We start from the raw sequence: 24,090 nt of genomic DNA on the forward strand, positions 1-24,090 counted from the left end.
TGAGCGAACGTGTTTTCCTTGTCTTCCGAAGCGATCACGGAAGACCGTTTCCGGTCGAACGAAAGTCCCGCCTCGGGTGCTCATGCCCGCGCTTTCGTTGTCAGCCCAGGGGTTGGTAGAGGCCAGCCGCCGGTAACGTTGTCCTGATCGCATTCCGTGGTAAAACGCGGGCCGCGCGCCGGGTGGCGCACGCTCCGTTTTCCCCGGCCATCGCACTCTATGCCCGGAGATTTCATGGCCTATACCTACACCGAGAAGAAGCGCATCCGCAAAAGCTTTGCCAAGCGCGATGCGGTGCTCGACGTGCCGTTCCTGCTGGCGACCCAGCTGGAGTCCTACACCCAGTTCCTGCAGGCCGAGATTCCCGCCGAATCCCGTCGCAATCAGGGCTTGCAGGCTGCATTCACGTCGATCTTCCCGATCAGTTCGCATTCCGGCAATGCGCGCCTTGAATTCGTGCACTTCATGCTGGGCGAACCCGCATTCGACGTGAAGGAATGTCACCAGCGCGGCCTGACTTTCGCGAGCCCGCTGCGCGCCCGCGTGCGCCTGGTCATCATGGACCGCGAAGCGCCGAAGGAAACCATCAAGGAAGTGAAGGAACAGGAAGTGTACATGGGCGAAATTCCGCTCATGACGACTACCGGTTCCTTCGTGATCAATGGCACCGAACGTGTCATCGTCAGCCAGTTGCATCGCTCGCCGGGCGTGTTCTTCGAGCATGACCGCGGCAAGACCCACAGTTCCGGCAAGCTGCTGTTCTCGGCCCGCATCATTCCCTACCGCGGCTCCTGGCTGGACTTCGAATTCGATCCGAAGGACTACCTGTACTTCCGCGTCGACCGTCGCCGCAAGATGCCGGTCACGATCCTGTTGAAGGCGATCGGCATGACGCCGACGCAGATCCTGTCGACCTTCTTCGAATTCGACGCCTTCGACCTGGCCGCCAAGGGCGGCATCCAGATGAAGCTGGTGCCGGAACGTCTGCGCGGTGAAGTCGCCAAATTCGACATCATCGACGGTTCAGGCAAGGTCGTTGTGGCGAAGGACAAGCGCATCACCGCCAAGCACATCCGCGAACTCGCCGAGTCGGGCACCGAAGCCATTGTGGTTCCGGAAGACTTCCTCGTCGGACGCGTATTCTCGAGTGCTGTGGTCGATCCGGAAACCGGCGAAGTGCTGGCAAACGTGAACGATGAAATCACCGAAGAACTGCTGGCCAAGCTCAGCGTAGCAGGCGTCGGCGAGATTTCGACGCTGTACGTGAACGACCTGGACCGCGGCCCGTACATTTCGCAGACCTTGCGTACCGACGAAACCGCTGATCAGTGGCAGGCGCGCGTCGCCATCTACCGCATGATGCGTCCGGGCGAGCCGCCGACGGAAGATGCGGTGGAAACGCTGTTCCACGGCCTGTTCTATTCGGAAGAGCGCTACGACCTGTCGGCCGTGGGCCGCATGAAGTTCAACCGCCGTGTCGGCCGCGATGCAATCGAAGGCGCAGCAACGCTGTCCAATGAGGACATCGTCGACGTCATCCGCATCCTGGTCGATCTGCGCAACGGCAAGGGCGAGATCGACGACATCGACCACCTCGGCAATCGCCGCGTGCGTTCGGTCGGCGAACTGGCGGAGAACCAGTTCCGCGCCGGTCTGGTGCGCGTTGAGCGCGCCGTGAAGGAGCGTCTGTCGCAGGCCGAGTCGGATAACCTGATGCCGCACGATCTGATCAACGCCAAGCCGATCAGCGCAGCGATCAAGGAGTTCTTCGGTTCCAGCCAGCTGTCGCAGTTCATGGACCAGACCAATCCGCTGTCGGAAATCACGCACAAGCGTCGCGTGTCCGCACTGGGCCCGGGCGGTCTGACGCGCGAACGCGCAGGCTTCGAAGTGCGCGACGTGCACCCGACGCATTACGGCCGTGTGTGCCCGATCGAAACGCCTGAAGGCCCGAACATCGGCCTGATCAATTCGCTCGCGCTGTACGCCCGCACCAACAAGTACGGCTTCCTCGAAACGCCGTATCGCCGTGTCGATGGCAGCCATGTCACCGAACAGATCGATTTCCTGTCGGCGATCGAAGAAGGCAAGTACGTGATCGCGCAGGCGAATGCGTCGCTCGACAAGAAGGGTGGTCTGTCCGACGAGCTGGTGTCCTGCCGTCACAAGGGCGAATTCATGCTGTCGACGCCGGATCAGGTCCAGTACATGGACATTGCGCCAGGCCAGATCGTGTCGGTCGCCGCGTCGCTGATTCCGTTCCTCGAGCACGATGATGCGAACCGCGCTTTGATGGGCGCCAACATGCAGCGTCAGGCCGTGCCCTGCCTGCGTCCGGAAAAAGCCTTCGTCGGCACCGGCATCGAACGCACGGTTGCGGTCGACTCGGGTACCGCGGTGCAGGCACTGCGCGGTGGCGTGGTCGACTACGTCGATGCGAACCGCATCGTGGTGCGCGTCAATGACGACGAAACCGTGCCGGGCGAAGTCGGCGTCGACATCTACAACCTGGTGAAGTACACGCGTTCGAACCAGAACACGAATATCAACCAGCGTCCGGTGGTCAAGAGCGGTGACATCATCGCCAAGGGCGACGTCGTGGCCGACGGTGCTTCGACCGACCTCGGCGAACTGGCGCTCGGCCAGAACATGCTGGTCGCCTTCATGCCGTGGAACGGCTACAACTTCGAGGATTCGATCCTGATTTCGGAACGCGTGGTGGCGGAAGACCGCTTCACGTCGATCCACATCGAGGAGCTGACGGTCGTCGCACGCGACACCAAGCTGGGCCCGGAAGAAATCACGCGCGACATCGCGTCGCTCGGCGAAGCCCAGCTCGGCCGTCTCGACGAGTCCGGCATCGTATATATCGGCGCCGAAGTCGAAGCCGGTGACGTGCTGGTCGGCAAGGTGACGCCCAAGGGCGAAACCCAGCTGACGCCGGAAGAAAAGCTGCTGCGCGCGATCTTCGGCGAAAAGGCTTCGGACGTGAAGGATACCTCGCTGCGCGTGCCGTCCGGCATGAACGGCACGGTGATCGATGTGCAGGTGTTCACCCGCGAAGGCATCGAGCGCGACAAGCGCGCGCAGTCGATCGTCGATGACATGCTGCGCAGCTATCGCCAGGATCTGGGCGACCAGATGCGCATCGTCGAACGCGACACATTCGCCCGTATCGAGCGACTGCTCGCCGGTCGTGTCGCCAATGGCGGCCCGAAGCGTCTGGCCAAGGGCACGACGATCACCCGCGAGTACCTCGACGGCGTGGAACCCCACAACTGGTTCGACATCCGCATGGCGGACGAAGAGATCGCGGCGCAACTCGAGAGCCTGCGCGAGTCGCTGGAAAAGACCCGTACCGACTTCGACGTTGCGTTCGAACTGAAGAAGAAGAAGCTGACGCAGGGCGACGAGCTGCCGCCAGGCGTGCAGAAGATGGTCAAGGTCTACCTGGCCGTGAAGCGCCGCCTGCAGCCGGGCGACAAGATGGCAGGCCGTCACGGCAACAAGGGTGTGGTGTCGAAGATCACTCCGATCGAAGACATGCCGCACATGGAAGACGGCACGCCGGTCGACATCGTGCTCAATCCGCTCGGCGTGCCGTCGCGGATGAACATCGGCCAGATTCTCGAAACCCACCTCGGCATGGCTGCGCGCGGCCTGGGCAAGAAGATCGATGGCATGCTGCGTCGTCAGGCGAATCTCGCCGAGCTGCGAGGTTTCATGGATGATATCTACAACAGCAGCGGCAAGCCGGAAGAAATCTCCTCGCTGACCGACGATGAAATTCTGGAGCTGGCGAGCAACCTGAAGCACGGCGTGCCGTTCGCAACGCCGGTGTTCGACGGCGCGCATGAGTCCGAAATCCGTCGCATGCTGGAGCTTGCCGACATGCCGTCCGGCGGTCAGATGACGCTGTACGACGGGCGCACCGGCGAGGCCTTCGAGCGTCAGGTGACCGTAGGTTATATGCACGTGCTGAAGCTGCATCACCTGGTCGATGACAAGATGCACGCCCGTTCGACCGGCCCGTACTCGCTCGTCACCCAGCAACCGCTGGGCGGCAAGGCGCAGTTCGGCGGTCAGCGCTTCGGTGAAATGGAAGTGTGGGCGCTGGAAGCTTACGGCGCGTCCTACACGCTGCAGGAAATGCTCACCGTCAAGTCCGACGACGTCACGGGTCGTACGAAGGTGTACGAGAACATCGTCAAGGGCGAGCACAAGATCGATGCCGGCATGCCGGAGTCGTTCAACGTGCTGGTGAAGGAAATCCGGTCGCTGGCCATCGACATTGATTTGGAGCGGTTCTAGGACAGGGCGCGAAAGCCAACCCCGCCTAGCCCCTAGCCACTAGCCCCAAAGGAGTTGCCATGAAAGCATTGCTGGATCTGTTCAAGCAGGTCACCCAGGAAGAAGAGTTCGATGCGATCACCATCGGTCTCGCGTCGCCGGACAAGATCCGTTCCTGGTCCTACGGCGAAGTAAAGAAGCCGGAAACCATCAACTACCGCACCTTCAAGCCGGAGCGCGATGGTCTTTTCTGCGCCAAGATCTTCGGCCCGGTGAAGGACTACGAGTGCCTGTGCGGCAAGTACAAGCGCCTGAAGCATCGCGGTGTCATCTGCGAGAAGTGCGGCGTCGAAGTCACGCTGTCGAAGGTGCGTCGCGAACGGATGGGCCACATCGAGCTGGCCAGCCCGACCGCGCACATCTGGTTCCTGAAGTCGCTGCCATCACGTCTGGGCATGGTGCTCGACATGACGCTGCGCGACATCGAACGCGTGCTGTACTTCGAAGGATTCGTCGTTGTCGATCCGGGCATGACACCGCTGGCCCGCGGCCAGTTGCTGTCGGAAGACGATTACCTGGCCAAGGTCGAAGAGTATGGCGACGACTTCACCGCATTCATGGGTGCGGAAGGCGTGCGCGGCATGCTGCGTTCGCTCGACCTGAACCGTGAAGTCGAAAAGCTTCGCGGCGAACTGGAAGCGACCAGTTCCGAAGCGAAGATGAAGAAGATTTCCAAGCGGCTGAAGATTCTCGAAGGCTTCCAGCACTCGGGCATCAAGCCGGAATGGATGATTCTGGAAGTACTGCCGGTGCTGCCGCCGGATCTGCGTCCGCTGGTGCCGCTGGACGGTGGCCGCTTTGCGACCTCCGATCTGAACGACCTGTACCGCCGCGTCATCAACCGCAACAACCGCCTGAAGCGCCTGCTCGAACTGAAGGCGCCGGAAATCATCGTGCGCAACGAAAAGCGCATGCTGCAGGAAGCGGTTGATTCGCTGCTCGACAACGGTCGTCGCGGCAAGGCGATGACCGGTGCCAACAAGCGCCCGCTGAAGTCGCTGGCCGACATGATCAAGGGCAAGGGCGGTCGTTTCCGTCAGAACCTGCTGGGCAAGCGCGTCGACTACTCGGGCCGTTCGGTCATCGTGGTCGGCCCGCAGCTCAAGCTGCACCAGTGCGGCCTGCCGAAGAAGATGGCGCTCGAACTGTTCAAGCCCTTCATCTTCAACAAGCTCGAACTGAATGGCATGGCGACCACGATCAAGGCCGCCAAGAAGCTGGTCGAGCAGGAAGTGCCGGAGGTGTGGGACATCCTCGAAGAGGTGATCCGCGAACATCCGGTCATGCTGAATCGCGCACCGACGCTGCACCGCCTCGGTATCCAGGCTTTCGAGCCGATGCTGATCGAAGGCAAGGCCATTCAGCTGCACCCGCTGGTCTGCGTGGCGTTCAACGCCGACTTCGACGGCGACCAGATGGCCGTCCACGTGCCGCTGTCGCTGGAAGCGCAGATGGAAGCGCGCACGCTGATGCTGGCGTCGAACAACGTGCTGTCGCCGGCCAACGGCGAGCCCATCATCGTGCCGTCGCAGGACATCGTGCTCGGCCTGTACTACGCAACCCGTTCGAAGATCAACGGCAAGGGCGAAGGCATGATGTTCGCCAACGTGAATGAAATGCGCCGCGCCTACGACAATGGCTTCGTCGAACTTCACTCCAAGATTTCGGTGCGCATCCGCGAAGTCGAAGTGATCGACGACGAAAAGCGCGACAAGGTGACCCGTTACGAAACCACGGTTGGCCGCGCCATGCTGTCGGAAATCCTGCCGCCGGGGCTGCCCTTCAGCGTGCTCGACAAGGCGCTGAAGAAAAAGGAAATCTCGCGTCTGGTCAACAACAGCTTCCGCCGCTGCGGTTTGCGCGAAACGGTCATATTTGCCGACAAGCTGATGCAGGCCGGTTTCGCACTCGCGACCCGTGCCGGCATTTCGATTGCCGTGAAGGACATGCTGGTGCCTGACGCCAAGCACACCCTGATCAGCGCAGCCGAAGCCGAGGTGAAGGAAATTGCCCAGCAGTACACGTCGGGCCTGGTGACAGACGGCGAACGCTACAACAAGGTGGTGGACATCTGGGGTCGTGCTGGCGATCAGGTCGCAAAGGCCATGATGGATCAGCTCGGCCAGGAAGACACCGTCGATCGCGATGGCAATACGGTCAAGCAGGAGTCCTTCAACTCCATCTACATGATGGCCGACTCCGGTGCCCGCGGTTCCGCCGCCCAGATCCGTCAGCTTGCCGGCATGCGCGGCCTGATGGCGAAGCCGGATGGTTCGATCATCGAAACGCCGATCACGACCAACTTCCGCGAAGGTCTGAACGTTCTGCAGTACTTCATCTCGACGCACGGCGCCCGCAAGGGTCTGGCCGACACGGCGCTGAAGACGGCGAACTCGGGTTACCTGACGCGCCGCCTGGTCGACGTGACGCAGGATCTGGTGGTGACCGAGGACGATTGCGGCACCAGCGAAGGCTTCGTGATGAAGGCGTTGGTCGAAGGCGGTGAAGTGATCGAGCCGCTGCGTGATCGCATCCTCGGCCGCACGACGGCAGCCGACGTGGTGAATCCGGAGACGCAGGCAACGGTGATCTACGCCGGAGAGCTGCTGGATGAAGACAAGTGCGATCTGATCGACTCGCTCGGTGTGGATGAAGTCAAGGTTCGCACCCCGCTGACCTGCGAAACCCGTTACGGCCTGTGCGCAAAGTGCTACGGCCGCGATCTCGGCCGCGGCCAGCTGGTGAATACCGGCGAGGCGGTCGGCGTGATCGCTGCGCAGTCAATCGGCGAGCCGGGTACGCAGCTCACGATGCGCACCTTCCACGTCGGCGGTGCGGCATCACGGGCCGCGGCGGCAAGCGGAGTCGAAGCAAAGAGCTCCGGCATCATCCGCTTTACGCTGAACATGCGTTATGTCACCAGCGCGAAGAACGAGAAGATCGTCATCGCGCGCAGTGCCGAAGTCATCATCACCGATGATCACGGCCGCGAGCGCGAGCGCCACAAGGTGCCGTACGGCGCCACGCTGCAGGTCGACGAAGGCCAGGCCATCAAGGCCGGTACCGCGCTCGCCAGCTGGGATCCGCACACCCGTCCGATCATCACCGAGTACTCGGGCGTAGTCCGCTTCGAGCACGTCGAGGAAGGCGTGACCGTAGCCAAACAGGTGGACGACGTGACCGGCCTGACCACGCTGGTCGTCATCGATCCGAAGCGCCGCAGCACGACGACCAAGGGTTTGCGCCCACAGGTCAAGCTGCTGACCGAAACCGGTGAGGAAGTGAAGGTTGCAGGTACGGAAACCCCGGTGTCGATCACCTTCCAGGTGGGTTGCATCATCACCGTGAAGGATGGTCAGACAGTCAGCGTGGGCGACGTGCTGGCGCGCATCCCGCAGGAATCGGCGAAAACGCGCGACATCACGGGCGGCTTGCCGCGCGTGGCAGAACTGTTCGAAGCGCGTTCACCGAAGGACGCCGGCTTGTTGGCCGAAGTCACCGGCACGGTGTCGTTTGGCAAGGACACCAAGGGCAAGCAGCGCCTCGTGATCACCGAGCCGGATGGCACGGTGAACGAGTTCCTGATTCCCAAGGACAAGCACGTCACGGTGCACGACGGCCAGGTGGTGAACAAGGGCGAGGTGATCGTCGACGGTGCAGTCGAACCGCATGACATCCTGCGTCTGAAGGGCGTCGAGGAACTGGCGCGCTACATCATCGACGAAGTGCAGGACGTGTATCGACTGCAGGGCGTGAAGATCAACGACAAGCACATCGAAGTCATCGTCCGCCAGATGCTTCGTCGCGTTGTCATCGTTGACTCGGGCGATTCGAAGTTCATCCGCGAGGAACAGGTGGAACGTTCCGAGGTGCTGGACGAGAACGATCGCCTGGTCTCCGAGGGCAAGCGTCCATGCGAGTACCAGTACATGCTGCTCGGCATCACGAAGGCCTCGTTGTCGACCGATTCGTTCATCTCCGCGGCGTCCTTCCAGGAAACAACGCGCGTGCTGACCGAGGCGGCGATCATGGGCAAGCGCGACGAGTTGCGTGGTCTGAAGGAAAACGTGATTGTCGGACGACTGATTCCGGCCGGTACCGGTCTGGCCTATCACCGCACCCGTCGCGGCCAGACGCGCGGCGACGATGCGGCCGCGGCGGATCGCGTGCTGTTCGGCGACGATCCGATACCGGTAGAAGCGGAAACCGGCGAAGCGCAGTAACCAACGCAGCAACCCGTGGGAGGGTCAACCACCAGTGGCAAAGGTCCGCAGGTGGTTGACCCCTCCTGTTAAGTATGCCTATAATCCGGCCTCTTTGTGGGTCCGCCAACCGTAGCGGGCCCGGGGCGAACGAGTCACGGAGGCGGGCCGACCGTAAAAGGCGTCGCCTCCGGTCTTTTGGAATCTCGAAAAATGCCAACCATTAATCAGCTTGTTCGCAAGCCGCGCACGTCGCCGGTAAGCAAATCAAAAGTGCCGGCCCTTGAGGCTTGTCCGCAAAAGCGCGGCGTTTGCACGCGTGTCTACACCACGACTCCTAAGAAGCCGAATTCAGCGCTGCGCAAGGTTGCGAAAGTGCGCCTGACCAACGGTTTCGAGGTGATCTCGTACATCGGTGGTGAGGGTCACAATCTTCAGGAGCACTCGGTCGTACTGATCCGTGGCGGTCGCGTCAAGGATCTCCCGGGTGTGCGTTACCACATCGTCCGCGGGTCGCTTGATCTGCAGGGTGTGAAGGATCGCAAGCAGTCGCGCTCCAAGTATGGCGCGAAGCGCCCGAAGAAGGCCTGACCGGTTTCTGTCAGCGCGTGCTCATTGCAGTGTAATAGCAAGAAGTTAAGGGTTTAAACATGCCACGTCGTCGTGAAGTACCCAAGAGAGACATTCTGCCCGATCCGAAATTCGGTAGCGTTGAGCTCTCCAAATTTGTGAATGTGCTGATGTCGGCCGGCAAGAAGTCGGTCGCTGAGCGCATCGTTTACGGGGCTTTCGAGCAGATCAAGACCAAGAGCGGTAAGGATCCGCTTGAAGTCTTTGCCCAGGCCATCAGCAACGTGAAGCCGGTTGTCGAGGTCAAGAGCCGCCGCGTCGGTGGTGCCAACTACCAGGTTCCGGTCGAAGTGCGTCCGTCGCGCCGCATGGCGCTGTCGATGCGCTGGTTGCGTGAAGCCGCTCGCAAGCGCTCGGAGAAGTCGATGGGCCTGCGCCTTGCGGCTGAGTTGCTGGAAGCCTCCGAAGGTCGCGGCGCCGCGATGAAGAAGCGCGACGAAGTGCATCGGATGGCGGACGCCAACAAGGCTTTCTCGCACTTCCGTTTCTGAGTCATCCCGCTTAATCGAATGGCCGCCACTTGTGGCGGCCTCTTGTTTCAAAGGACTGTATCGTGGCACGCAAGACACCGATCGAGCGCTACCGGAATATCGGCATTTCCGCTCACATCGACGCCGGCAAGACGACGACCACCGAGCGCATTCTTTTCTACACGGGCGTGAACCACAAGCTCGGAGAAGTGCATGACGGTGCTGCCACGACGGACTGGATGGAGCAGGAGCAGGAGCGTGGCATCACGATCACGTCCGCCGCCGTTACCACGTTCTGGAAGGGTATGGCGGGCGACTACCCCGAGCACCGCATCAACATCATCGACACTCCGGGTCACGTGGATTTCACGATTGAAGTCGAGCGCTCGATGCGTGTGCTCGATGGTGCGTGCATGGTCTATTGCGCTGTGGGTGGTGTGCAGCCCCAGTCGGAAACCGTCTGGCGTCAAGCCAACAAGTACGGTGTGCCGCGCCTCGCCTTCGTCAACAAGATGGACCGTACCGGTGCGAACTTCTTCAAGGTTTATGAGCAGTTGAAGACTCGTCTGCACGCCAATCCGGTGCCGGTTGTTGTGCCGATTGGTGCAGAAGAAGGCTTCAAGGGCGTTGTCGACCTGATTAAGATGAAGGCGATCCTGTGGGATGAGGCGTCTCAGGGCATCAAGTTCTCGTACGAAGAGATTCCTGCAGAACTCGCGGATGTTTGCAGCGAGTGGCGCGAGAAGATGGTTGAGGCGGCGGCGGAATCCAGCGAAGAGCTGATGAACCGCTACCTCGAGAACGGTGACCTTGACGAGAAGGACATCATTCTTGGGCTGCGTACCCGCACCATCGCGGGTGAAATACATCCGATGTTGTGCGGCACCGCCTTCAAGAACAAGGGTGTGCAGCGGATGCTGGACGCCGTGATCGATTTTCTCCCGTCGCCGGTTGATATTCCGCCGGTCCAGGGTCTCGATGACGATGACAAGCCGGTCGAACGCCGCGCAGCCGACGACGAGAAATTTTCGGCGCTGGCTTTCAAGCTCATGTCGGACAAATACGTCGGTCAGCTTACGTTCATCCGCGTTTATTCGGGTGTGCTGAAGTCGGGTGATACGGTGTACAACCCGATCAAGGGCAAGAAGGATCGCATCGGTCGCCTGGTGCAAATGCACGCCAATGACCGTCAGGAAATCGAGGAAGTGCGTGCAGGCGACATCGCAGCTGCGATCGGCCTTTCGTCTGTGACCACCGGCGAAACGCTGTGTGATCCGGACAATGCAGTGACGCTGGAGCGCATGGAATTTCCGGAGCCGGTGATTCACGTTGCTGTCGAGCCGAAGACGAAGGGTGATCAGGAAAAGATGGGTCTGGCGCTGTCGCGTCTGGCGCAGGAAGATCCGTCGTTCCGCGTGCGTACCGATGAAGAATCCGGTCAGACCGTGATTTCGGGTATGGGTGAGCTGCACCTGGAAATCATCGTTGATCGCATGAAGCGCGAATTCGGTGTTGAGGCGAATGTTGGTGCGCCGCAGGTCGCGTATCGCGAAGCGGTCCGGAAATCGGTTGAGCAGGAAGGCAAGTTCGTCAAGCAATCGGGCGGTCGTGGCCAATACGGACACGTGTGGATCAAGCTTGAGCCGAATGAAGCTGGCAAGGGTTACGAATTCGTCGATGCGATCAAGGGCGGTACCGTTCCGCGAGAATTCATCCCGGCAGTCGACAAGGGCTTGCGCGAAACGCTGCCGAACGGCGTTCTTGCTGGTTTCCCGGTCGTCGACGTCAAGGTGACGCTGTTCGACGGCTCCTACCACGACGTCGATTCGAATGAAAATGCGTTCAAGATGGCCGCGTCGATGGCGTTCAAGGACGCGATGCGCAAGGCGAGTCCCGTGTTGCTCGAGCCGATGATGGCGGTCGAGGTGGAAACGCCGGAAGACTACATGGGCAACGTGATGGGTGACCTTTCGGGTCGTCGCGGCATTGTTCAGGGCATGGAAGATCTGCCGGGTGGCATCAAGGCCATCAAGGCTGAGGTTCCGCTAGCGGCGATGTTTGGTTATTCCACGACTTTGCGTTCGTTGAGCCAGGGTCGTGCGACCTACTCGATGGAATTCAAGCATTACGCCGAAGCGCCGAAGAACGTCGCCGAAGCGATCATCAACAAGAAGTGAGTTTTGGGATTTAGGGGCTAGACATGGCAAAGGGAAAGTTTGAGCGTACCAAGCCGCACGTGAACGTGGGGACGATTGGGCACGTTGATCATGGCAAGACGACGCTGACGGCGGCGATCACGACGATTCTGTCGTCGAAGTTCGGCGGCGAGGCGAAGGCGTATGACCAGATTGATGCGGCGCCGGAAGAAAAGGCGCGCGGTATCACGATCAACACGGCGCACGTCGAGTACGAAACGGCGAAGCGTCACTATGCGCACGTTGATTGCCCGGGCCACGCTGACTATGTGAAGAACATGATCACGGGTGCGGCGCAGATGGACGGTGCCATTCTGGTGTGTTCGGCCGCTGACGGCCCGATGCCGCAGACGCGCGAACACATCCTGCTGGCCCGCCAGGTGGGTGTGCCGTACATCGTGGTGTTCCTGAACAAGTGCGACATGGTCGACGACGCCGAGCTGCTCGAGCTGGTCGAAATGGAAGTGCGCGAGCTGCTGAGCAAGTACGATTTCCCGGGCGATGATGTACCGATCGTCAAGGGTTCGGCACTCAAGGCGCTCGAAGGCGACAAGACGGAGCTGGGCGAAGGCGCGATCATGGCGCTGGCCGATGCACTGGACAGCTACATTCCGACGCCGGAGCGTGCGATTGACGGCGCCTTCCTGATGCCGATCGAAGACGTGTTCTCGATTTCGGGTCGCGGCACGGTGGTGACGGGGCGTATCGAGCGCGGCATTGTGAAGGTCGGCGAGGAAATCGAGATCGTCGGCATCAAGGACACGGTGAAGACCACGTGTACCGGCGTTGAAATGTTCCGCAAGCTGCTGGACCAGGGTCAGGCAGGCGACAACGTCGGCGTGCTGCTGCGCGGCACCAAGCGTGAAGATGTCGAGCGTGGTCAGGTTCTGGCCAAGCCGGGTTCGATCAAGCCGCACACGCACTTCACGGCGGAGATCTATGTGCTGTCGAAGGACGAAGGCGGTCGTCACACGCCGTTCTTCAACGGTTATCGTCCGCAGTTTTACTTCCGCACGACGGACGTGACGGGGTCGATCGAACTGCCGGAAGGCACGGAGATGGTGATGCCGGGCGACAACGTATCGATCACGGTGAAGCTGATTGCGCCGATCGCGATGGAAGAAGGTCTGCGCTTTGCGATCCGCGAAGGCGGTCGTACTGTGGGCGCGGGCGTGGTTGCCAAGATCATCGCTTAATCAGGTTGATGTGCCCCGGTCTGCGCGAGCAGGCCGGGTCAGCTCTTTCGCTCTTTAGGAAATAAAATGGCAAGCCAGAAAATCCGCATCCGTCTCAAAGCTTTCGACTATCGCTTGATCGATCAGTCGGCTCTTGAAATCGTGGATACCGCAAAGCGTACCGGAGCCGTTGTCCGTGGCCCGGTTCCGTTGCCCACGCGCATTGAGCGTTTCAACATCCTGCGCTCGCCACACGTCAACAAGACGTCGCGTGACCAGTTCGAAATTCGTACCCACGTCCGTCTGATGGACATCATCGATCCGACCGACAAGACTGTTGACGCATTGATGAAGCTCGATCTGCCGGCTGGCGTCGATGTGGAAATCAAGCTTCAGTAGGAATTAGTGCAGTCTTTTTCCGGCGTTCTTTTTGCCGGGCAAGGGTTACCGGAGGTTCCGGTGGCAGTTGAAACGAATCCCAGTCAATCGCAACCGGGATGAGGAGAATAAACATGACTTTAGGCCTTGTGGGTCGCAAGGTCGGCATGACGCGCATTTTCACCGATGACGGCCAGACCGTGCCGGTGACAGTGGTCGATGTGTCGAACAATCGCGTCACCCAGATCAAGACAGCAGAAACCGATGGCTACTCGTCGGTGCAGGTCGCTTTCGGCAAGCGTCGCGCTACTCGCGTGAACAAGGCCGCAGCAGGTCACTTCGCCAAGGCAGGTGTCGAGGCAGGGCAAGTGCTGCGCGAGTTCCGCGTCGATGCTGCTCAGCTCGAACAGTTCAAGGCGGGTGACACCATCAGTCCGGCAGCAGTGTTTGCTGTTGGCCAGAAGGTGGACGTGACGGGGACGACGATCGGTAAAGGCTACGCCGGTGCCATCAAGCGTCACCACTTTTCGTCAAACCGCGCATCGCACGGTAATTCGGTCTCGCACAACTCTGCTGGCTCGATCGGCATGGCGCAGGATCCGGGTCGCGTGTTCCCAGGCAAGCGCATGGCCGGCCACCTGGGTGACGTCAAGCGCACCCAGCAGGGCCTTGAAGTCGTGCGTATCGACGAAGCCCGTCAGTTGCTGCTCATCAAGGGCGCAGTTCCGGGTTCCAAGGGTGGTGACGTAATCGTCCTGCCCGCGGTCAAGGGCTGAGGAGAGCGCGATGGCTGAATTGAAAGTACTGAATGATGCAGGTCAGCAGTCGTCGACGGTGCAGGCACCCGACGCACTGTTTGCCCGCGAATACAACGAAGCACTTGTTCATCAGGTGGTGGTGGCGTATCAAGCCAACGCTCGCCAGGGTACGCGTGCCCAGAAAGACCGCACTCTGGTCAAGCACACGACTCGCAAGCCGTGGCGCCAGAAGGGCACCGGCCGCGCACGCGCTGGTATGTCCTCAAGCCCGCTTTGGCGCGGAGGCGGTCGCATTTTCCCGAATTCGCCTGACGAGAATTTCTCGCAGAAGGTGAACCGCAAGATGTATCGCGCAGGCATTGCGGCGATTCTGTCCCAGCTGGCGCGCGAAGATCGCGTTGCAGTTGTCGAGAGCTTCAGCATCGATGCGCCGAAAACCAAGCTGCTGTCGAGCAAGCTCAAGGAGATGGGGCTCGATTCGGTCCTGGTGATTACGGACGAACTTGATGAGAACCTGTTCTTGTCGTCGCGCAACCTGCACAACGTGCTGGTGCTGGAGGCGCATGAGGCAGACCCGGTGTCGCTCATCCGTTTCGGCAAGGTGCTGATCACGCGCAACGCGATGAGCAAATTCGAGGAGATGTGGGCATGAGCAACTTTTCGCAGGAAAGGCTGATGCAGGTTCTGCTCGCGCCGCAGATTTCCGAGAAGGCAACCTTCATCGCCGACCGCAACAATCAGGTGGTGTTCAAGGTGGCATCTGATGCGACCAAGCCGGAAATTAAGGCGGCCGTTGAACTGCTGTTCAGCAAGGGTGACAACAAGATCGAGGTGGTGTCGGTCCAGGTGCTGAACGTCAAGGGCAAGGTAAAGCGCTTCGGCCGCAGTTTCGGCCGGCGCAGTGACTGGAAGAAGGCATTCGTGTGCATCAAGCGCGGCCAGGACATCCAGTTTGCTGAAGGAGGAGCTGTCTGATGGCACTCGTCAAAGTCAAGCCGACGTCGGCCGGCCGCCGTGCCGTCGTCAAGGTTGTCAATTCGAGCCTTTACAAGGGCCGCCCGCTGGATTCGCTGACCGAAAGCCAAAGCAAGACGGCTGGTCGCAACAATCACGGACACATCACGACCCGTCACAAGGGTGGCGGTCATCGTCAGCAGTATCGCGTGATCGACTTCCGTCGCAATAAGGACGGCATCCCGGCCAAGGTCGAGCGCATCGAATACGACCCGAATCGTTCGGCGCACATCGCGCTGCTGTGTTACGCAGATGGCGAGCGTCGTTACATCATTGCGCCGAAGGGCCTTGTCGTGGGGCAGCAGTTGCTCAGCGGTTCCGAAGCACCGATCAAGTCGGGCAACACATTGCCGCTGCGCAATATCCCGGTCGGTTCTACGGTGCATTGCATCGAAATGATGCCGGGCAAGGGCGCGCAGATTGCGCGCGCTGCAGGCACTTCGGTTCAGCTGTTGGCGCGTGAAGGCAGTTATGCCCAGTTGCGGCTGCGCTCCGGCGAAATCCGTCGTGTGCATGTGGAATGTCGCGCGACTGTCGGTGAAGTCGGAAACGAAGAGAACAATCTTCGCAAGCTCGGCAAGGCCGGCGCAACCCGTTGGCGCGGTGTCCGTCCGACTGTCCGCGGTACCGCGATGAATCCGATCGACCACCCGCACGGTGGTGGTGAAGGCCGTACCGGCGAAGGCCGTGTGCCGGTCAGTCCGTGGGGGCAGCCGACCAAGGGCTACCGTACCCGCAGCAACAAGCGCACGAGCAGCATGATCGTGCAGCGCCGTTACAAGCGATAAGAGGTAGGCAATGGCACGTTCAATCAAGAAGGGCCCGTTCGTCGATGCCCACCTGCTGGCCAAGGTGGATACGGCACGCTCCTCCAACGACAAGCGCCCGATCAAGACCTGGTCGCGTCGTTCGACGGTGCTGCCGGATTTCATCGGCCTGACCATCGCGGTACACAACGGTCGTCAGCACATTCCGGTCTATGTTTCGGAAAACATGGTCGGTCACAAGCTCGGCGAATTCGCGCTGACCCGGACGTTCAAGGGTCACACCGCCGGCAAGAAAGCCAAGAAGTAAGGAGCGATGACTATGGAAACCCGTGCAAATCTTCGCGGCGTGCGCCTGTCGGCGCAGAAGGGTCGGCTGGTTGCCGATCTCGTCCGCGGCAAACCGGTTGGTCAGGCTCTTAACATTCTGGCTTTCAGCCCGAAAAAGGGCGCCAAGATCATCAAGAAGGTCGTCGAATCTGCAATCGCCAATGCTGAACATAACGACGGCGCTGACATCGACAGCCTGAAGGTGAAGACCATCTACGTGGAAAAGGGCGCGGTGCTGAAGCGTTTCACCGCTCGTGCAAAGGGTCGCGGCAATCAGATCGTGAAGCAGACCTGCCACGTGTTCGTCACGGTTGGAGACTGAAGGTTATGGGACAGAAGATTCATCCGACCGGCTTCCGTTTGGCGGTCACGCACAACTGGACCTCACGCTGGTTCGCTTCGAGCAAGGACTTCAGCCGCATGCTGAACCAGGACCTCGAAGTTCGCGCATTTCTCAAGAAGAAGCTCGCGCACGCTTCGGTGGGACGCGTGATCATCGAGCGCCCCGCGAAGAATGCCCGCATCACCGTATTTTCTGCTCGACCAGGTGTCGTGATCGGAAAGAAGGGTGAAGAGATCGAACTGATCAAGGCACAACTCGCCAAGATGATGGGCGTACCGGTACATGTGAACATCGAAGAAATCCGCAAGCCGGAAATCGATGCTCAACTGATCGCAGACTCAATCGCCCAGCAACTCGAAAAGCGGATCATGTTCCGTCGCGCGATGAAGCGTGCGATGCAGAACGCGATGCGTCTTGGAGCCCAAGGCATCAAGATCATGTCGTCGGGTCGTCTGAACGGTATCGAGATCGCACGGCGTGAGTGGTATCGCGAAGGCCGCGTGCCCCTGCATACCCTGCGCGCAGACATCGATTACGGTACGTCGGAAGCCAAGACGACCTATGGTGTCATCGGTATCAAGGTCTGGGTCTTCAAGGGTGAGATGCTCGCCCGTGGCGAAGCCCCGGCGGTTACCGAGGAAAACGACAATGCACGCCGTCCGCGTCGCGATGGTCGCCGTCCGGAAGGCGATAACCGCCCGCCGGCAGGCCGTCGCCCGGCCCGCGATGCCAAGCCCGAAGGTGCTGCAGCGCCGGCAGATGCCGACGTGAAGGGCACTTCGAAACGAGTCAGAAAGTCAGGAGCTAATAATGCTGCAGCCGGCGAGAAGGAAGTATCGTAAGGAGCAAAAGGGCCGCAACAAGGGCCTCGCCACCCGCGGCACCAAGGTTTCGTTTGGCGAGTATGGTCTCAAGGCTACCGCGCGCGGCCGTTTGACGGCTCGCCAGATCGAGGCAGCGCGCCGTGCAATGACCCGTCACATCAAGCGGGGTGGTCGCATCTGGATCCGGATTTTCCCGGACAAGCCGATTTCGCAGAAACCTGCAGAGGTTCGCATGGGTAACGGCAAGGGTAACCCGGAGTACTGGGTTGCCGAGATCCAGCCGGGCAAGGTGCTGTACGAGATGGATGGCGTCGACGAAGCACTGGCGCGGGAGGCGTTCCGCCTCGCTGCAGCCAAGCTTCCGCTTGAAACCACCTTTGTCATACGACAACTGGGGTAAGTGATGAAAGCTAAGGATCTGCGGGTCAAAGACACCGCCGAATTGAATACGGAGCTGATCGAACTCCTGAAGGCGCAGTTTTCAATGCGCATGCAGAAGGCGACCCAGCAGTTGACGAATACCAACCAGCTGAAGAACGTTCGCCGCGATATCGCTCGTGTGCGCACGCTGCTGCAGGAAAAGGCGGACGCGAAATGAGCGAGACCAATCAAAAGGTCAATCGCACGCTGGTCGGGCGTGTGGTCAGTGACAAGATGGACAAGACCGTGACGGTCCTGGTGGAGCGCCGCGTCAAGCACCCGCTCTACGGCAAGGTCATCATGCGCTCAAAGAAATACCACGCACATGTCGAAGGCCTCGAGGCGCACGAGGGTGATCTGGTTCAGATTGTCGAATGCCGTCCGATCAGCCGCACCAAGGCATGGAAGGTGACGCAGGTTATGGAAGTGGCGCGAATCATCTGATTTGGCACGGGAGGGGCTTGCTCGCCTCCTCCCGGCATGCTATCGTTGCGTGCTGTGCTTAACGAGCCTTGAATCTGTTGGGCTCGTCCTAAACCCTGACGGGTCCAAGACTGACCGCTCGATGAGCGGGATAAGTTGGAGAAATTAAATGATCCAGATGCAATCCATCCTGAACGTGGCCGATAACACGGGCGCGCGGTCGGTGATGTGTATCAAGGTGCTTGGTGGTTCCAAGCGCCGTTATGCGGGCATCGGCGACGTGATCAAGGTCACGATCAAGGACGCAGCGCCCCGTGGTCGCGTCAAGAAGGGCGAAGTCTACAATGCCGTCGTCGTGCGCACCGCCAAGGGTGTCCGGCGTCCGGATGGTTCGCTTGTCAAGTTCGACAACAACGCAGCTGTGTTGTTGAACAACAAGCTGGAGCCAATCGGTACGCGCATTTTTGGGCCCGTCACGCGCGAGTTGCGTGGCGAGCGGTTCATGAAGATCGTGTCGCTGGCGCCAGAAGTCCTCTGAGGCCCGCGGGAGAATATTGATGGAAAAGATTCGCAAGGGCGACGAAGTGGTCGTGCTGGCCGGTAAGGATCGTGGTCGTCGCGGAACCGTGTTGCGTCGCGTCGACGAGCGAGCCGTGCTCGTTGAGGGCGTCAATCGCGTCAAGAAGCATCAGCGGCCGAACCCGATGAAGGGGCAGCAGGGTGGCATCGTCGAAAAGGAAATGCCGATCGACATTTCCAATGTGGCGCTGTTCAACCCAGCCACCAGCAAGGGTGATCGGGTCGGTATCAAAACTCTTGAAGATGGTACGAAAGTGCGTTTCTTCAAGTCGAACGGCGAGTTGGTGAAGGCCTGAAGGCCTCTCCTCCGGCAGTCTGGGATAAGGAATGACGATGGCGCGCTTGCAGCAGTATTACAAAGAAGCCGTGGTGGGCGAATTGACGACCCGCTTTGGCTACAAGTCGGTGATGGAAGTGCCGCGAATCACCAAAATCACGCTCAACATGGGTGTTGGTGAGGCGATTGGTGACAAGAAGGTGCTCGAGCATGCAGTGGGCGATATGGTCAAGATCGCTGGTCAACGGCCGGTCATCACCAAGGCGCGCAAGGCGATCGCCGGTTTCAAGATTCGCCAGGGTTATCCGATCGGTTGCATGGTTACGCTGCGCGGTCCGCGGATGTTTGAGTTCCTCGACCGGTTGATCACTGTGGCAATGCCGCGCGTTCGTGACTTCCGTGGTGTTTCCGGCAAAGGTTTTGACGGTCGCGGCAATTACAACGTGGGCGTCAAGGAGCAGATCATTTTTCCGGAAATTGAGTACGACAAGATCGACGTACTCCGCGGGATGAATATCAGCATTACGACCACCGCCAAGACCGACGAAGAAGCCAAGGCTCTTCTCGCCGCATTCAAATTCCCGTTCAAGAATTGAGGTTGCCATGGCCAAGTTGTCATTGATTAACCGCGAGAAAAAGCGCGAAAAGCTGGTCGCCAAGTTTGCTTCCAAGCGCGCTGCACTCGAAGCAACCATTGCCGACATGTCGGCGAGCGACTCGGACCACGCATCCGCCCGCCTCAAGCTGCAGGCGCTGCCGCGTAATGCCAATCCGACGCGTCTGCGCAATCGATGCGAACAGACCGGTCGTCCGCGCGGAGTGTTTCGCAAGTTTGGTCTGTGTCGCATGAAGTTGCGTGAAGCGGCCTTCCGGGGTGAAGTGCCCGGTATGGTCAAGGCTAGTTGGTAACAGGGGTACAAGATGAGCATGAGTGATCCGATTGCGGACATGCTGACCCGCATCCGCAATGCACAAATGGCGCAGAAAGGCTCTGTTGTCATGCCTTCCTCGAAGATCAAGGTAGCGATCGCCGGGGTGCTGCAGTCCGAAGGCTACATTGAAGGTTTTTCCGTCCGTGCGAACGGGCAAAAAGCCGATCTTGAGCTGGTTCTCAAGTATTACTCGGGGCGTCCAGTCATTGAACGCATCGAAAGAATAAGCCGCCCCGGTCTCCGTGTTTATCGCGGCTCCGATGATCTCCCGCGTGTCATGAATGGCCTCGGTGTAGCCATCGTATCGACGCCGCGCGGTGTCATGACCGATCGCAAGGCACGCGCCGAGAAGGTCGGTGGCGAAGTGCTCTGCATCGTGGCTTGAGGAAACTGACATGTCACGTATAGCGAAAAACCCGGTTGTCGTTCCTAAAGGTGTGACTGTTGCGCTGAACAACGGTGAGCTTTCGGTCAAGGGCCCGCTCGGAGAAATCAGTCGAGTCATTAATCCGGCTGTAGCGGTGTCCGTAGATGCCGCCGAAGTGCGCTTCGCGCAGATTGAAGGCCGGGAGAATACCAAGGCGTTGTCCGGCACCATGCGCGCACTTGTCGCGAACATGGTTCAGGGCGTGACGCAAGGCTTCGAGCGCAAGCTCATGCTGGTCGGCGTCGGCTACAAGGCTCAGGCGCAAGGCGACAAGCTCAATCTGTCTCTTGGCTTCTCGCATCCGGTTGTGCATGAAATGCCGGCCGGTATCAAGGTGGAGACGCCTGTGCAGACGGAAATTCGCATCAAGGGTATCGACAAGCAGCTGGTGGGTCAGGTTGCTGCCGAAATCAGGGCTTACCGCCAACCCGAGCCTTACAAGGGCAAGGGAGTCCGTTATTCGGATGAGGTGGTGGTGATCAAAGAGACGAAGAAGAAGTAGGGGTGACGAACATGGACAAGAATCAATCCCGTTTGCGTCGTTCCCGCCAGACTCGCGCACGGATTGCGCAACTGAAGGCAGTTCGACTGTCGGTTCACCGCAGCAACAGCCACATTTACGCCCAGGTCTATTCGGGCTGCGGTACTCGCGTCATTGCAGCGGCATCGACAGTGGAAGAGTCGGTGCGCAAAGAGTTGAGCAATGGCGGGAACGTACAGGCAGCGACGCTGGTAGGAAAGCTCATCGCCGAGCGCGCACGCGCTCAGGGTGTCGAGCAGGTTGCCTTCGACCGTGGCGGTTTCAAGTATCACGGCCGTATCAAGGCGCTCGCTGAGGCCGCCCGCGAAGGCGGTCTTAAGTTCTAACTGTTCAGGCGACTAAAGCGATGGCTAAACCACAACGCAAGCAACACCAGGCCCAGGAAGAACGCGATGATGGCCTGCGTGAAAAAATGGTATCGATCAACCGTGTCACGAAGGTGGTGAAGGGCGGTCGTATTCTCGGTTTTGCAGCTCTGACCGTCGTGGGCGATGGTGATGGCGGCATCGGCATGGGCAAAGGCAAGGCGCGTGAAGTGCCTGTCGCCGTCCAGAAGGCGATGGAAGAGGCGCGTCGCAAGATGTCGCGCGTCAGCCTTCGCAATGGAAGTTTCCATCACCAGATCATTGGGCACCATGGTGCTTCGACGGTGCTGATTCAACCTGCTGCGCCCGGCACGGGCATCATCGCAGGTGGTCCGATGCGCGCCGTGTTTGAAGTCATGGGCGTCACGGACGTGGTGGCGAAGTCGCTTGGTTCGTCCAATCCTTACAACCTTGTGCGTGCGACGCTGAATGGCCTTTCGCGCATGAGCACTCCGTCCGACATTGCCGCCAAGCGCGGCAAGACCGTTGCGGAAATTCTCGGCTGAGGTCGCACATGGCTGAAAAAACTCTGAAGGTCACGCTGATCAAGAGCCTGATCGGTCGCAAGCAGGATCACCGCGCGACGGTCCGCGGATTGGGTCTGCGTCGTATCAACCACACCGTTGTCCTTGAAGATACGCCTGCGGTTCGCGGCATGATCAACAAGGTGGTCTACCTGCTGAAGCTCGAGGCGTAAATGGAACTGAACGATATCAAGCCCGCTGAGGGCTCCAAGCACGCCCGTCGTCGTGTTGGTCGTGGCATTGGTAGTGGTTTGGGCAAGACTTGTGGACGTGGTCACAAGGGCCAGAAGTCGCGTTCGGGCGGTTGGAAGAGCGTTGGTTTTGAAGGCGGTCAGATGCCCCTCCAGCGTCGTCTCCCGAAGCGTGGGTTCAAGTCGCTGACCCGGGCACGTAATGCAGAGGTGAACCTGTCTTCGCTTTCGCGCCTGCCGGTTGAAGAGATCGATCTGCTCGTGCTCAAGCAATTCAATCTCGTGCCGCGTGATGCGCTGGCTGCGAAGGTTGTTCTGTCTGGCGAGATCACTCGGAAAGTCGCGCTGCGTGGAATCGGTGCTACGAAGGGCGCGCGGGCTGCTATCGAAGCGGCTGGCGGCCAGGTCGGGGAGTAAGTTTTGGTCACTGCCGCCCAGCAGCCTGGTCGTAGCGCCAAGTTCGGAGATCTTTGGCGTCGCCTGTGGTTTCTTGCAGGGGCGCTGATCGTCTACAGACTTGGCGCGCACATACCTGTTCCCGGCATTGACCCTGCGCGTCTTGCTGAATTGTTCCAGGGGCAGCAGGGCGGCATTCTTGGAGTGTTCAACCTTTTCTCCGGGGGGGCGCTTTCTCGATTCACGATTTTCGCCCTTGGGATCATGCCGTACATCTCGGCGTCGATCATCATGCAGTTGCTTACGGTAGCCGTTCCGACACTTGAAGCGCTCAAGAAGGAAGGCGAAGCCGGACGCAGGAAAATCACACAGTACACGCGTTATGGGACGCTGGTGCTCGCGTTGTTCCAGGCAATCGGGATTTCGATTGCACTTGAGTCTCAGCCCGGGTTGGTGCTCGATCCGGGCATGATGTTCCGGTTCGTGACGATCTCGACGCTTGTAACCGGCACAATGTTCCTGATGTGGTTGGGCGAACAGATCACTGAACGCGGTGTGGGCAACGGTATCTCAATAATCATTTTTGCAGGTATCGCTGCAGGGTTGCCAGGTGCGATAGGCGGCTTGCTTGAACTGGTGAATACCGGGGCAATGCACGAACTGACGGCATTGTTCATCGTGGCGCTCGTCATTGCGGTCACCGCGGTCGTGGTCTTCGTAGAACGTGGTCAGCGCAAGATTCTGGTCAATTACGCAAAGCGTCAGGTGGGAAACAAGGTCTACGGTGGGCAGAGTTCGCACTTGCCTCTGAAACTCAATATGGCAGGCGTCATCCCGCCGATTTTTGCGTCGTCGATAATACTGTTTCCGGCTACGCTGGCTGGTTGGTTCGCTACGACCGAAAGCACGCGTTGGCTCAAGGATCTCGCAGCAACGCTTTCTCCCGGTCAGCCGGTGTATGTATTGTTGTACGCGGCTGCGATCGTGTTTTTCTGTTTCTTCTACACGGCGCTGGTGTTCAACGCCAAAGAAACTGCAGACAACCTGAAAAAGAGTGGCGCCTTTGTGCCTGGTATCCGTCCTGGTGAGCAGACGGCGCGCTACATCGACAAGATTCTTACGCGTCTGACGCTTGTGGGCGCGGTGTATATCACGCTCGTGTGTCTGCTACCGGAGTTTCTGATCCTCAAATGGAACGTGCCGTTTTATTTCGGCGGCACGTCGTTGCTGATCATCGTTGTTGTGACGATGGATTTCATGTCGCAGGTTCAGGCCTATGTCATGTCGCATCAGTACGAAAGTTTGTTGAAGAAAGCAAATTTCCGCGGGACTGGATTCCCGACGCGCTAGGTACTTATGTCCAAGGAAGATGTCATTGAAATGCAGGGGGAAGTTGTTGAAACCCTGCCTAATGCGACGTTTCGCGTGAAGCTCGAAAATGGACACGTGGTTCTCGGGCATATTTCCGGAAAGATGAGGATGCATTACATCCGGATTCTTCCCGGAGACAAGGTAACGGTGCAGCTCACGCCTTATGACCTCACAAAAGGTCGCATCGTGTTTCGCGCCAAGTAAGTAGGCG

Annotated in this window: 29 protein-coding genes; all 29 read left to right on the plus strand. The window is 59.5% G+C overall.

From position 1 onward, the window contains the following. Positions 1-234: 234 nt before the first annotated feature. The 29 genes from rpoB to infA all read left to right on the plus strand — a co-directional run bounded on the left by rpoB (position 235) and on the right by infA (position 24,083). Positions 235-4,311: a DNA-directed RNA polymerase subunit beta gene (gene rpoB / locus BSY238_RS11675; RefSeq protein ID WP_069039295.1), complete on the plus strand. Its 4,077-nt coding sequence runs from the start codon at positions 235-237 to the stop codon at positions 4,309-4,311. 59 nt (positions 4,312-4,370) lie between these two features. Next, entirely contained in the window at positions 4,371-8,573 is a 4,203-nt protein-coding gene (rpoC, locus tag BSY238_RS11680; protein ID WP_069039296.1) for a DNA-directed RNA polymerase subunit beta', read from the plus strand. A gap of 192 nt (positions 8,574-8,765) precedes the next feature. Beyond that, positions 8,766-9,143: a 30S ribosomal protein S12 gene (gene rpsL, locus BSY238_RS11685; protein ID WP_008061703.1), complete on the plus strand. Its 378-nt coding sequence runs from the start codon at positions 8,766-8,768 to the stop codon at positions 9,141-9,143. Between the two features lie 59 nt (positions 9,144-9,202). Further along, positions 9,203-9,673, plus strand: a complete 471-nt coding sequence (gene rpsG, locus BSY238_RS11690) for a 30S ribosomal protein S7 (RefSeq protein WP_069039297.1) — start codon at positions 9,203-9,205, stop codon at positions 9,671-9,673. A 62-nt stretch (positions 9,674-9,735) separates the two neighbouring features. Further along, positions 9,736-11,829 carry an elongation factor G gene (gene fusA / locus BSY238_RS11695; RefSeq protein WP_069039298.1) on the plus strand — a complete coding sequence of 698 codons (2,094 nt, stop codon included), beginning with the start codon at positions 9,736-9,738 and terminating at the stop codon, positions 11,827-11,829. Between the two features lie 23 nt (positions 11,830-11,852). Beyond that, positions 11,853-13,043 (plus strand): elongation factor Tu, encoded by a 1,191-nt coding sequence (gene tuf / locus BSY238_RS11700; RefSeq protein WP_069039288.1) that lies wholly within the window; start codon positions 11,853-11,855, stop codon positions 13,041-13,043. A 66-nt stretch (positions 13,044-13,109) separates the two neighbouring features. Beyond that, on the plus strand, positions 13,110-13,421 hold the full coding sequence (gene rpsJ / locus BSY238_RS11705; RefSeq protein WP_069039299.1) for a 30S ribosomal protein S10: 312 nt from the start codon (positions 13,110-13,112) through the stop codon (positions 13,419-13,421). A 113-nt stretch (positions 13,422-13,534) separates the two neighbouring features. After that, positions 13,535-14,176, plus strand: a complete 642-nt coding sequence (rplC, locus tag BSY238_RS11710; protein ID WP_069039300.1) for a 50S ribosomal protein L3 — start codon at positions 13,535-13,537, stop codon at positions 14,174-14,176. Positions 14,177-14,186: 10 nt separating this feature from the next. Then, positions 14,187-14,810 carry a 50S ribosomal protein L4 gene (gene rplD, locus BSY238_RS11715; RefSeq protein WP_069039301.1) on the plus strand — a complete coding sequence of 208 codons (624 nt, stop codon included), beginning with the start codon at positions 14,187-14,189 and terminating at the stop codon, positions 14,808-14,810. Continuing rightward, positions 14,807-15,133, plus strand: a complete 327-nt coding sequence (gene rplW, locus BSY238_RS11720) for a 50S ribosomal protein L23 (protein WP_069039302.1) — start codon at positions 14,807-14,809, stop codon at positions 15,131-15,133. The genes rplD and rplW overlap by 4 nt, the downstream gene beginning before the upstream one ends. Continuing rightward, a complete protein-coding gene (gene rplB, locus BSY238_RS11725) occupies positions 15,133-15,960 on the plus strand; it encodes a 50S ribosomal protein L2 (protein ID WP_069039303.1) in 828 nt (275 codons plus the stop codon). The genes rplW and rplB overlap by 1 nt, the downstream gene beginning before the upstream one ends. A gap of 10 nt (positions 15,961-15,970) precedes the next feature. Beyond that, positions 15,971-16,246 (plus strand): 30S ribosomal protein S19, encoded by a 276-nt coding sequence (gene rpsS, locus BSY238_RS11730; RefSeq protein WP_069039304.1) that lies wholly within the window; start codon positions 15,971-15,973, stop codon positions 16,244-16,246. Between the two features lie 12 nt (positions 16,247-16,258). Beyond that, positions 16,259-16,588, plus strand: coding sequence for a 50S ribosomal protein L22 (gene rplV / locus BSY238_RS11735; protein ID WP_069039305.1), 330 nt, complete (start codon positions 16,259-16,261; stop codon positions 16,586-16,588). A gap of 5 nt (positions 16,589-16,593) precedes the next feature. Then, positions 16,594-17,451 carry a 30S ribosomal protein S3 gene (rpsC, locus tag BSY238_RS11740; RefSeq protein WP_069039306.1) on the plus strand — a complete coding sequence of 286 codons (858 nt, stop codon included), beginning with the start codon at positions 16,594-16,596 and terminating at the stop codon, positions 17,449-17,451. Next, positions 17,420-17,833: a 50S ribosomal protein L16 gene (gene rplP / locus BSY238_RS11745; protein WP_069039307.1), complete on the plus strand. Its 414-nt coding sequence runs from the start codon at positions 17,420-17,422 to the stop codon at positions 17,831-17,833. Before rpsC ends, rplP begins: the two co-directional genes overlap by 32 nt. A gap of 3 nt (positions 17,834-17,836) precedes the next feature. Then, entirely contained in the window at positions 17,837-18,031 is a 195-nt protein-coding gene (gene rpmC, locus BSY238_RS11750) for a 50S ribosomal protein L29 (protein ID WP_069039308.1), read from the plus strand. Further along, positions 18,028-18,297 carry a 30S ribosomal protein S17 gene (gene rpsQ, locus BSY238_RS11755; RefSeq protein ID WP_069039309.1) on the plus strand — a complete coding sequence of 90 codons (270 nt, stop codon included), beginning with the start codon at positions 18,028-18,030 and terminating at the stop codon, positions 18,295-18,297. Before rpmC ends, rpsQ begins: the two co-directional genes overlap by 4 nt. A 148-nt stretch (positions 18,298-18,445) precedes the next feature. Next, complete coding sequence (gene rplN / locus BSY238_RS11760) at positions 18,446-18,814, plus strand: 50S ribosomal protein L14 (RefSeq protein WP_069039310.1); 369 nt, start codon at positions 18,446-18,448, stop codon at positions 18,812-18,814. A 19-nt stretch (positions 18,815-18,833) separates the two neighbouring features. Further along, positions 18,834-19,151: a 50S ribosomal protein L24 gene (gene rplX / locus BSY238_RS11765; RefSeq protein WP_069039311.1), complete on the plus strand. Its 318-nt coding sequence runs from the start codon at positions 18,834-18,836 to the stop codon at positions 19,149-19,151. Positions 19,152-19,188: 37 nt separating this feature from the next. Continuing rightward, on the plus strand, positions 19,189-19,728 hold the full coding sequence (gene rplE, locus BSY238_RS11770) for a 50S ribosomal protein L5 (protein WP_069039312.1): 540 nt from the start codon (positions 19,189-19,191) through the stop codon (positions 19,726-19,728). A gap of 7 nt (positions 19,729-19,735) precedes the next feature. Beyond that, entirely contained in the window at positions 19,736-20,041 is a 306-nt protein-coding gene (gene rpsN / locus BSY238_RS11775; protein WP_069039313.1) for a 30S ribosomal protein S14, read from the plus strand. Positions 20,042-20,053: 12 nt separating this feature from the next. After that, positions 20,054-20,449, plus strand: a complete 396-nt coding sequence (gene rpsH, locus BSY238_RS11780; RefSeq protein WP_069039314.1) for a 30S ribosomal protein S8 — start codon at positions 20,054-20,056, stop codon at positions 20,447-20,449. A gap of 10 nt (positions 20,450-20,459) precedes the next feature. Next, on the plus strand, positions 20,460-20,993 hold the full coding sequence (gene rplF, locus BSY238_RS11785; protein ID WP_069039315.1) for a 50S ribosomal protein L6: 534 nt from the start codon (positions 20,460-20,462) through the stop codon (positions 20,991-20,993). Between the two features lie 11 nt (positions 20,994-21,004). Beyond that, positions 21,005-21,358, plus strand: coding sequence for a 50S ribosomal protein L18 (gene rplR / locus BSY238_RS11790; protein WP_069040633.1), 354 nt, complete (start codon positions 21,005-21,007; stop codon positions 21,356-21,358). 20 nt (positions 21,359-21,378) lie between these two features. Further along, complete coding sequence (rpsE, locus tag BSY238_RS11795) at positions 21,379-21,903, plus strand: 30S ribosomal protein S5 (RefSeq protein ID WP_069039316.1); 525 nt, start codon at positions 21,379-21,381, stop codon at positions 21,901-21,903. An 8-nt stretch (positions 21,904-21,911) separates the two neighbouring features. After that, a complete protein-coding gene (rpmD, locus tag BSY238_RS11800) occupies positions 21,912-22,094 on the plus strand; it encodes a 50S ribosomal protein L30 (protein WP_069039317.1) in 183 nt (60 codons plus the stop codon). After that, positions 22,095-22,529, plus strand: a complete 435-nt coding sequence (gene rplO / locus BSY238_RS11805; protein WP_069039318.1) for a 50S ribosomal protein L15 — start codon at positions 22,095-22,097, stop codon at positions 22,527-22,529. A 3-nt stretch (positions 22,530-22,532) separates the two neighbouring features. After that, on the plus strand, positions 22,533-23,858 hold the full coding sequence (gene secY / locus BSY238_RS11810; RefSeq protein WP_069039319.1) for a preprotein translocase subunit SecY: 1,326 nt from the start codon (positions 22,533-22,535) through the stop codon (positions 23,856-23,858). A 6-nt stretch (positions 23,859-23,864) separates the two neighbouring features. Then, the gene (gene infA / locus BSY238_RS11815; RefSeq protein WP_018413356.1) at positions 23,865-24,083 is read left to right on the plus strand and encodes a translation initiation factor IF-1; all 219 of its coding nucleotides are present in this window, start codon (positions 23,865-23,867) and stop codon (positions 24,081-24,083) included. Positions 24,084-24,090: the final 7 nt, after the last annotated feature.

Origin of the sequence: Methyloversatilis sp. RAC08 (assembly GCF_001713355.1) — a bacterium.
Classification (GTDB): domain Bacteria; phylum Pseudomonadota; class Gammaproteobacteria; order Burkholderiales; family Rhodocyclaceae; genus Methyloversatilis.

Coding starts and splice junctions, on each gene's coding strand:
- rpsS (WP_069039304.1), top strand. CDS start 15,971: ATGGCACGTTCAATCAAGAAGGGCCCGTTCGTCGATGCCCACCTGCTG.
- rplC (WP_069039300.1), top strand. CDS start 13,535: ATGACTTTAGGCCTTGTGGGTCGCAAGGTCGGCATGACGCGCATTTTC.
- infA (WP_018413356.1), top strand. CDS start 23,865: ATGTCCAAGGAAGATGTCATTGAAATGCAGGGGGAAGTTGTTGAAACC.
- rpmD (WP_069039317.1), top strand. CDS start 21,912: ATGGCTGAAAAAACTCTGAAGGTCACGCTGATCAAGAGCCTGATCGGT.
- rplO (WP_069039318.1), top strand. CDS start 22,095: ATGGAACTGAACGATATCAAGCCCGCTGAGGGCTCCAAGCACGCCCGT.
- rplD (WP_069039301.1), top strand. CDS start 14,187: ATGGCTGAATTGAAAGTACTGAATGATGCAGGTCAGCAGTCGTCGACG.
- rplX (WP_069039311.1), top strand. CDS start 18,834: ATGGAAAAGATTCGCAAGGGCGACGAAGTGGTCGTGCTGGCCGGTAAG.
- rplN (WP_069039310.1), top strand. CDS start 18,446: ATGATCCAGATGCAATCCATCCTGAACGTGGCCGATAACACGGGCGCG.
- rplP (WP_069039307.1), top strand. CDS start 17,420: ATGCTGCAGCCGGCGAGAAGGAAGTATCGTAAGGAGCAAAAGGGCCGC.
- rplW (WP_069039302.1), top strand. CDS start 14,807: ATGAGCAACTTTTCGCAGGAAAGGCTGATGCAGGTTCTGCTCGCGCCG.
- rpsE (WP_069039316.1), top strand. CDS start 21,379: ATGGCTAAACCACAACGCAAGCAACACCAGGCCCAGGAAGAACGCGAT.
- rplR (WP_069040633.1), top strand. CDS start 21,005: ATGGACAAGAATCAATCCCGTTTGCGTCGTTCCCGCCAGACTCGCGCA.
- rpsQ (WP_069039309.1), top strand. CDS start 18,028: ATGAGCGAGACCAATCAAAAGGTCAATCGCACGCTGGTCGGGCGTGTG.
- rpsL (WP_008061703.1), top strand. CDS start 8,766: ATGCCAACCATTAATCAGCTTGTTCGCAAGCCGCGCACGTCGCCGGTA.
- rpmC (WP_069039308.1), top strand. CDS start 17,837: ATGAAAGCTAAGGATCTGCGGGTCAAAGACACCGCCGAATTGAATACG.
- rplB (WP_069039303.1), top strand. CDS start 15,133: ATGGCACTCGTCAAAGTCAAGCCGACGTCGGCCGGCCGCCGTGCCGTC.
- rpoB (WP_069039295.1), top strand. CDS start 235: ATGGCCTATACCTACACCGAGAAGAAGCGCATCCGCAAAAGCTTTGCC.
- rpoC (WP_069039296.1), top strand. CDS start 4,371: ATGAAAGCATTGCTGGATCTGTTCAAGCAGGTCACCCAGGAAGAAGAG.
- rplV (WP_069039305.1), top strand. CDS start 16,259: ATGGAAACCCGTGCAAATCTTCGCGGCGTGCGCCTGTCGGCGCAGAAG.
- rpsC (WP_069039306.1), top strand. CDS start 16,594: ATGGGACAGAAGATTCATCCGACCGGCTTCCGTTTGGCGGTCACGCAC.
- rplE (WP_069039312.1), top strand. CDS start 19,189: ATGGCGCGCTTGCAGCAGTATTACAAAGAAGCCGTGGTGGGCGAATTG.
- rpsG (WP_069039297.1), top strand. CDS start 9,203: ATGCCACGTCGTCGTGAAGTACCCAAGAGAGACATTCTGCCCGATCCG.
- rpsN (WP_069039313.1), top strand. CDS start 19,736: ATGGCCAAGTTGTCATTGATTAACCGCGAGAAAAAGCGCGAAAAGCTG.
- rpsJ (WP_069039299.1), top strand. CDS start 13,110: ATGGCAAGCCAGAAAATCCGCATCCGTCTCAAAGCTTTCGACTATCGC.
- tuf (WP_069039288.1), top strand. CDS start 11,853: ATGGCAAAGGGAAAGTTTGAGCGTACCAAGCCGCACGTGAACGTGGGG.
- rpsH (WP_069039314.1), top strand. CDS start 20,054: ATGAGCATGAGTGATCCGATTGCGGACATGCTGACCCGCATCCGCAAT.
- rplF (WP_069039315.1), top strand. CDS start 20,460: ATGTCACGTATAGCGAAAAACCCGGTTGTCGTTCCTAAAGGTGTGACT.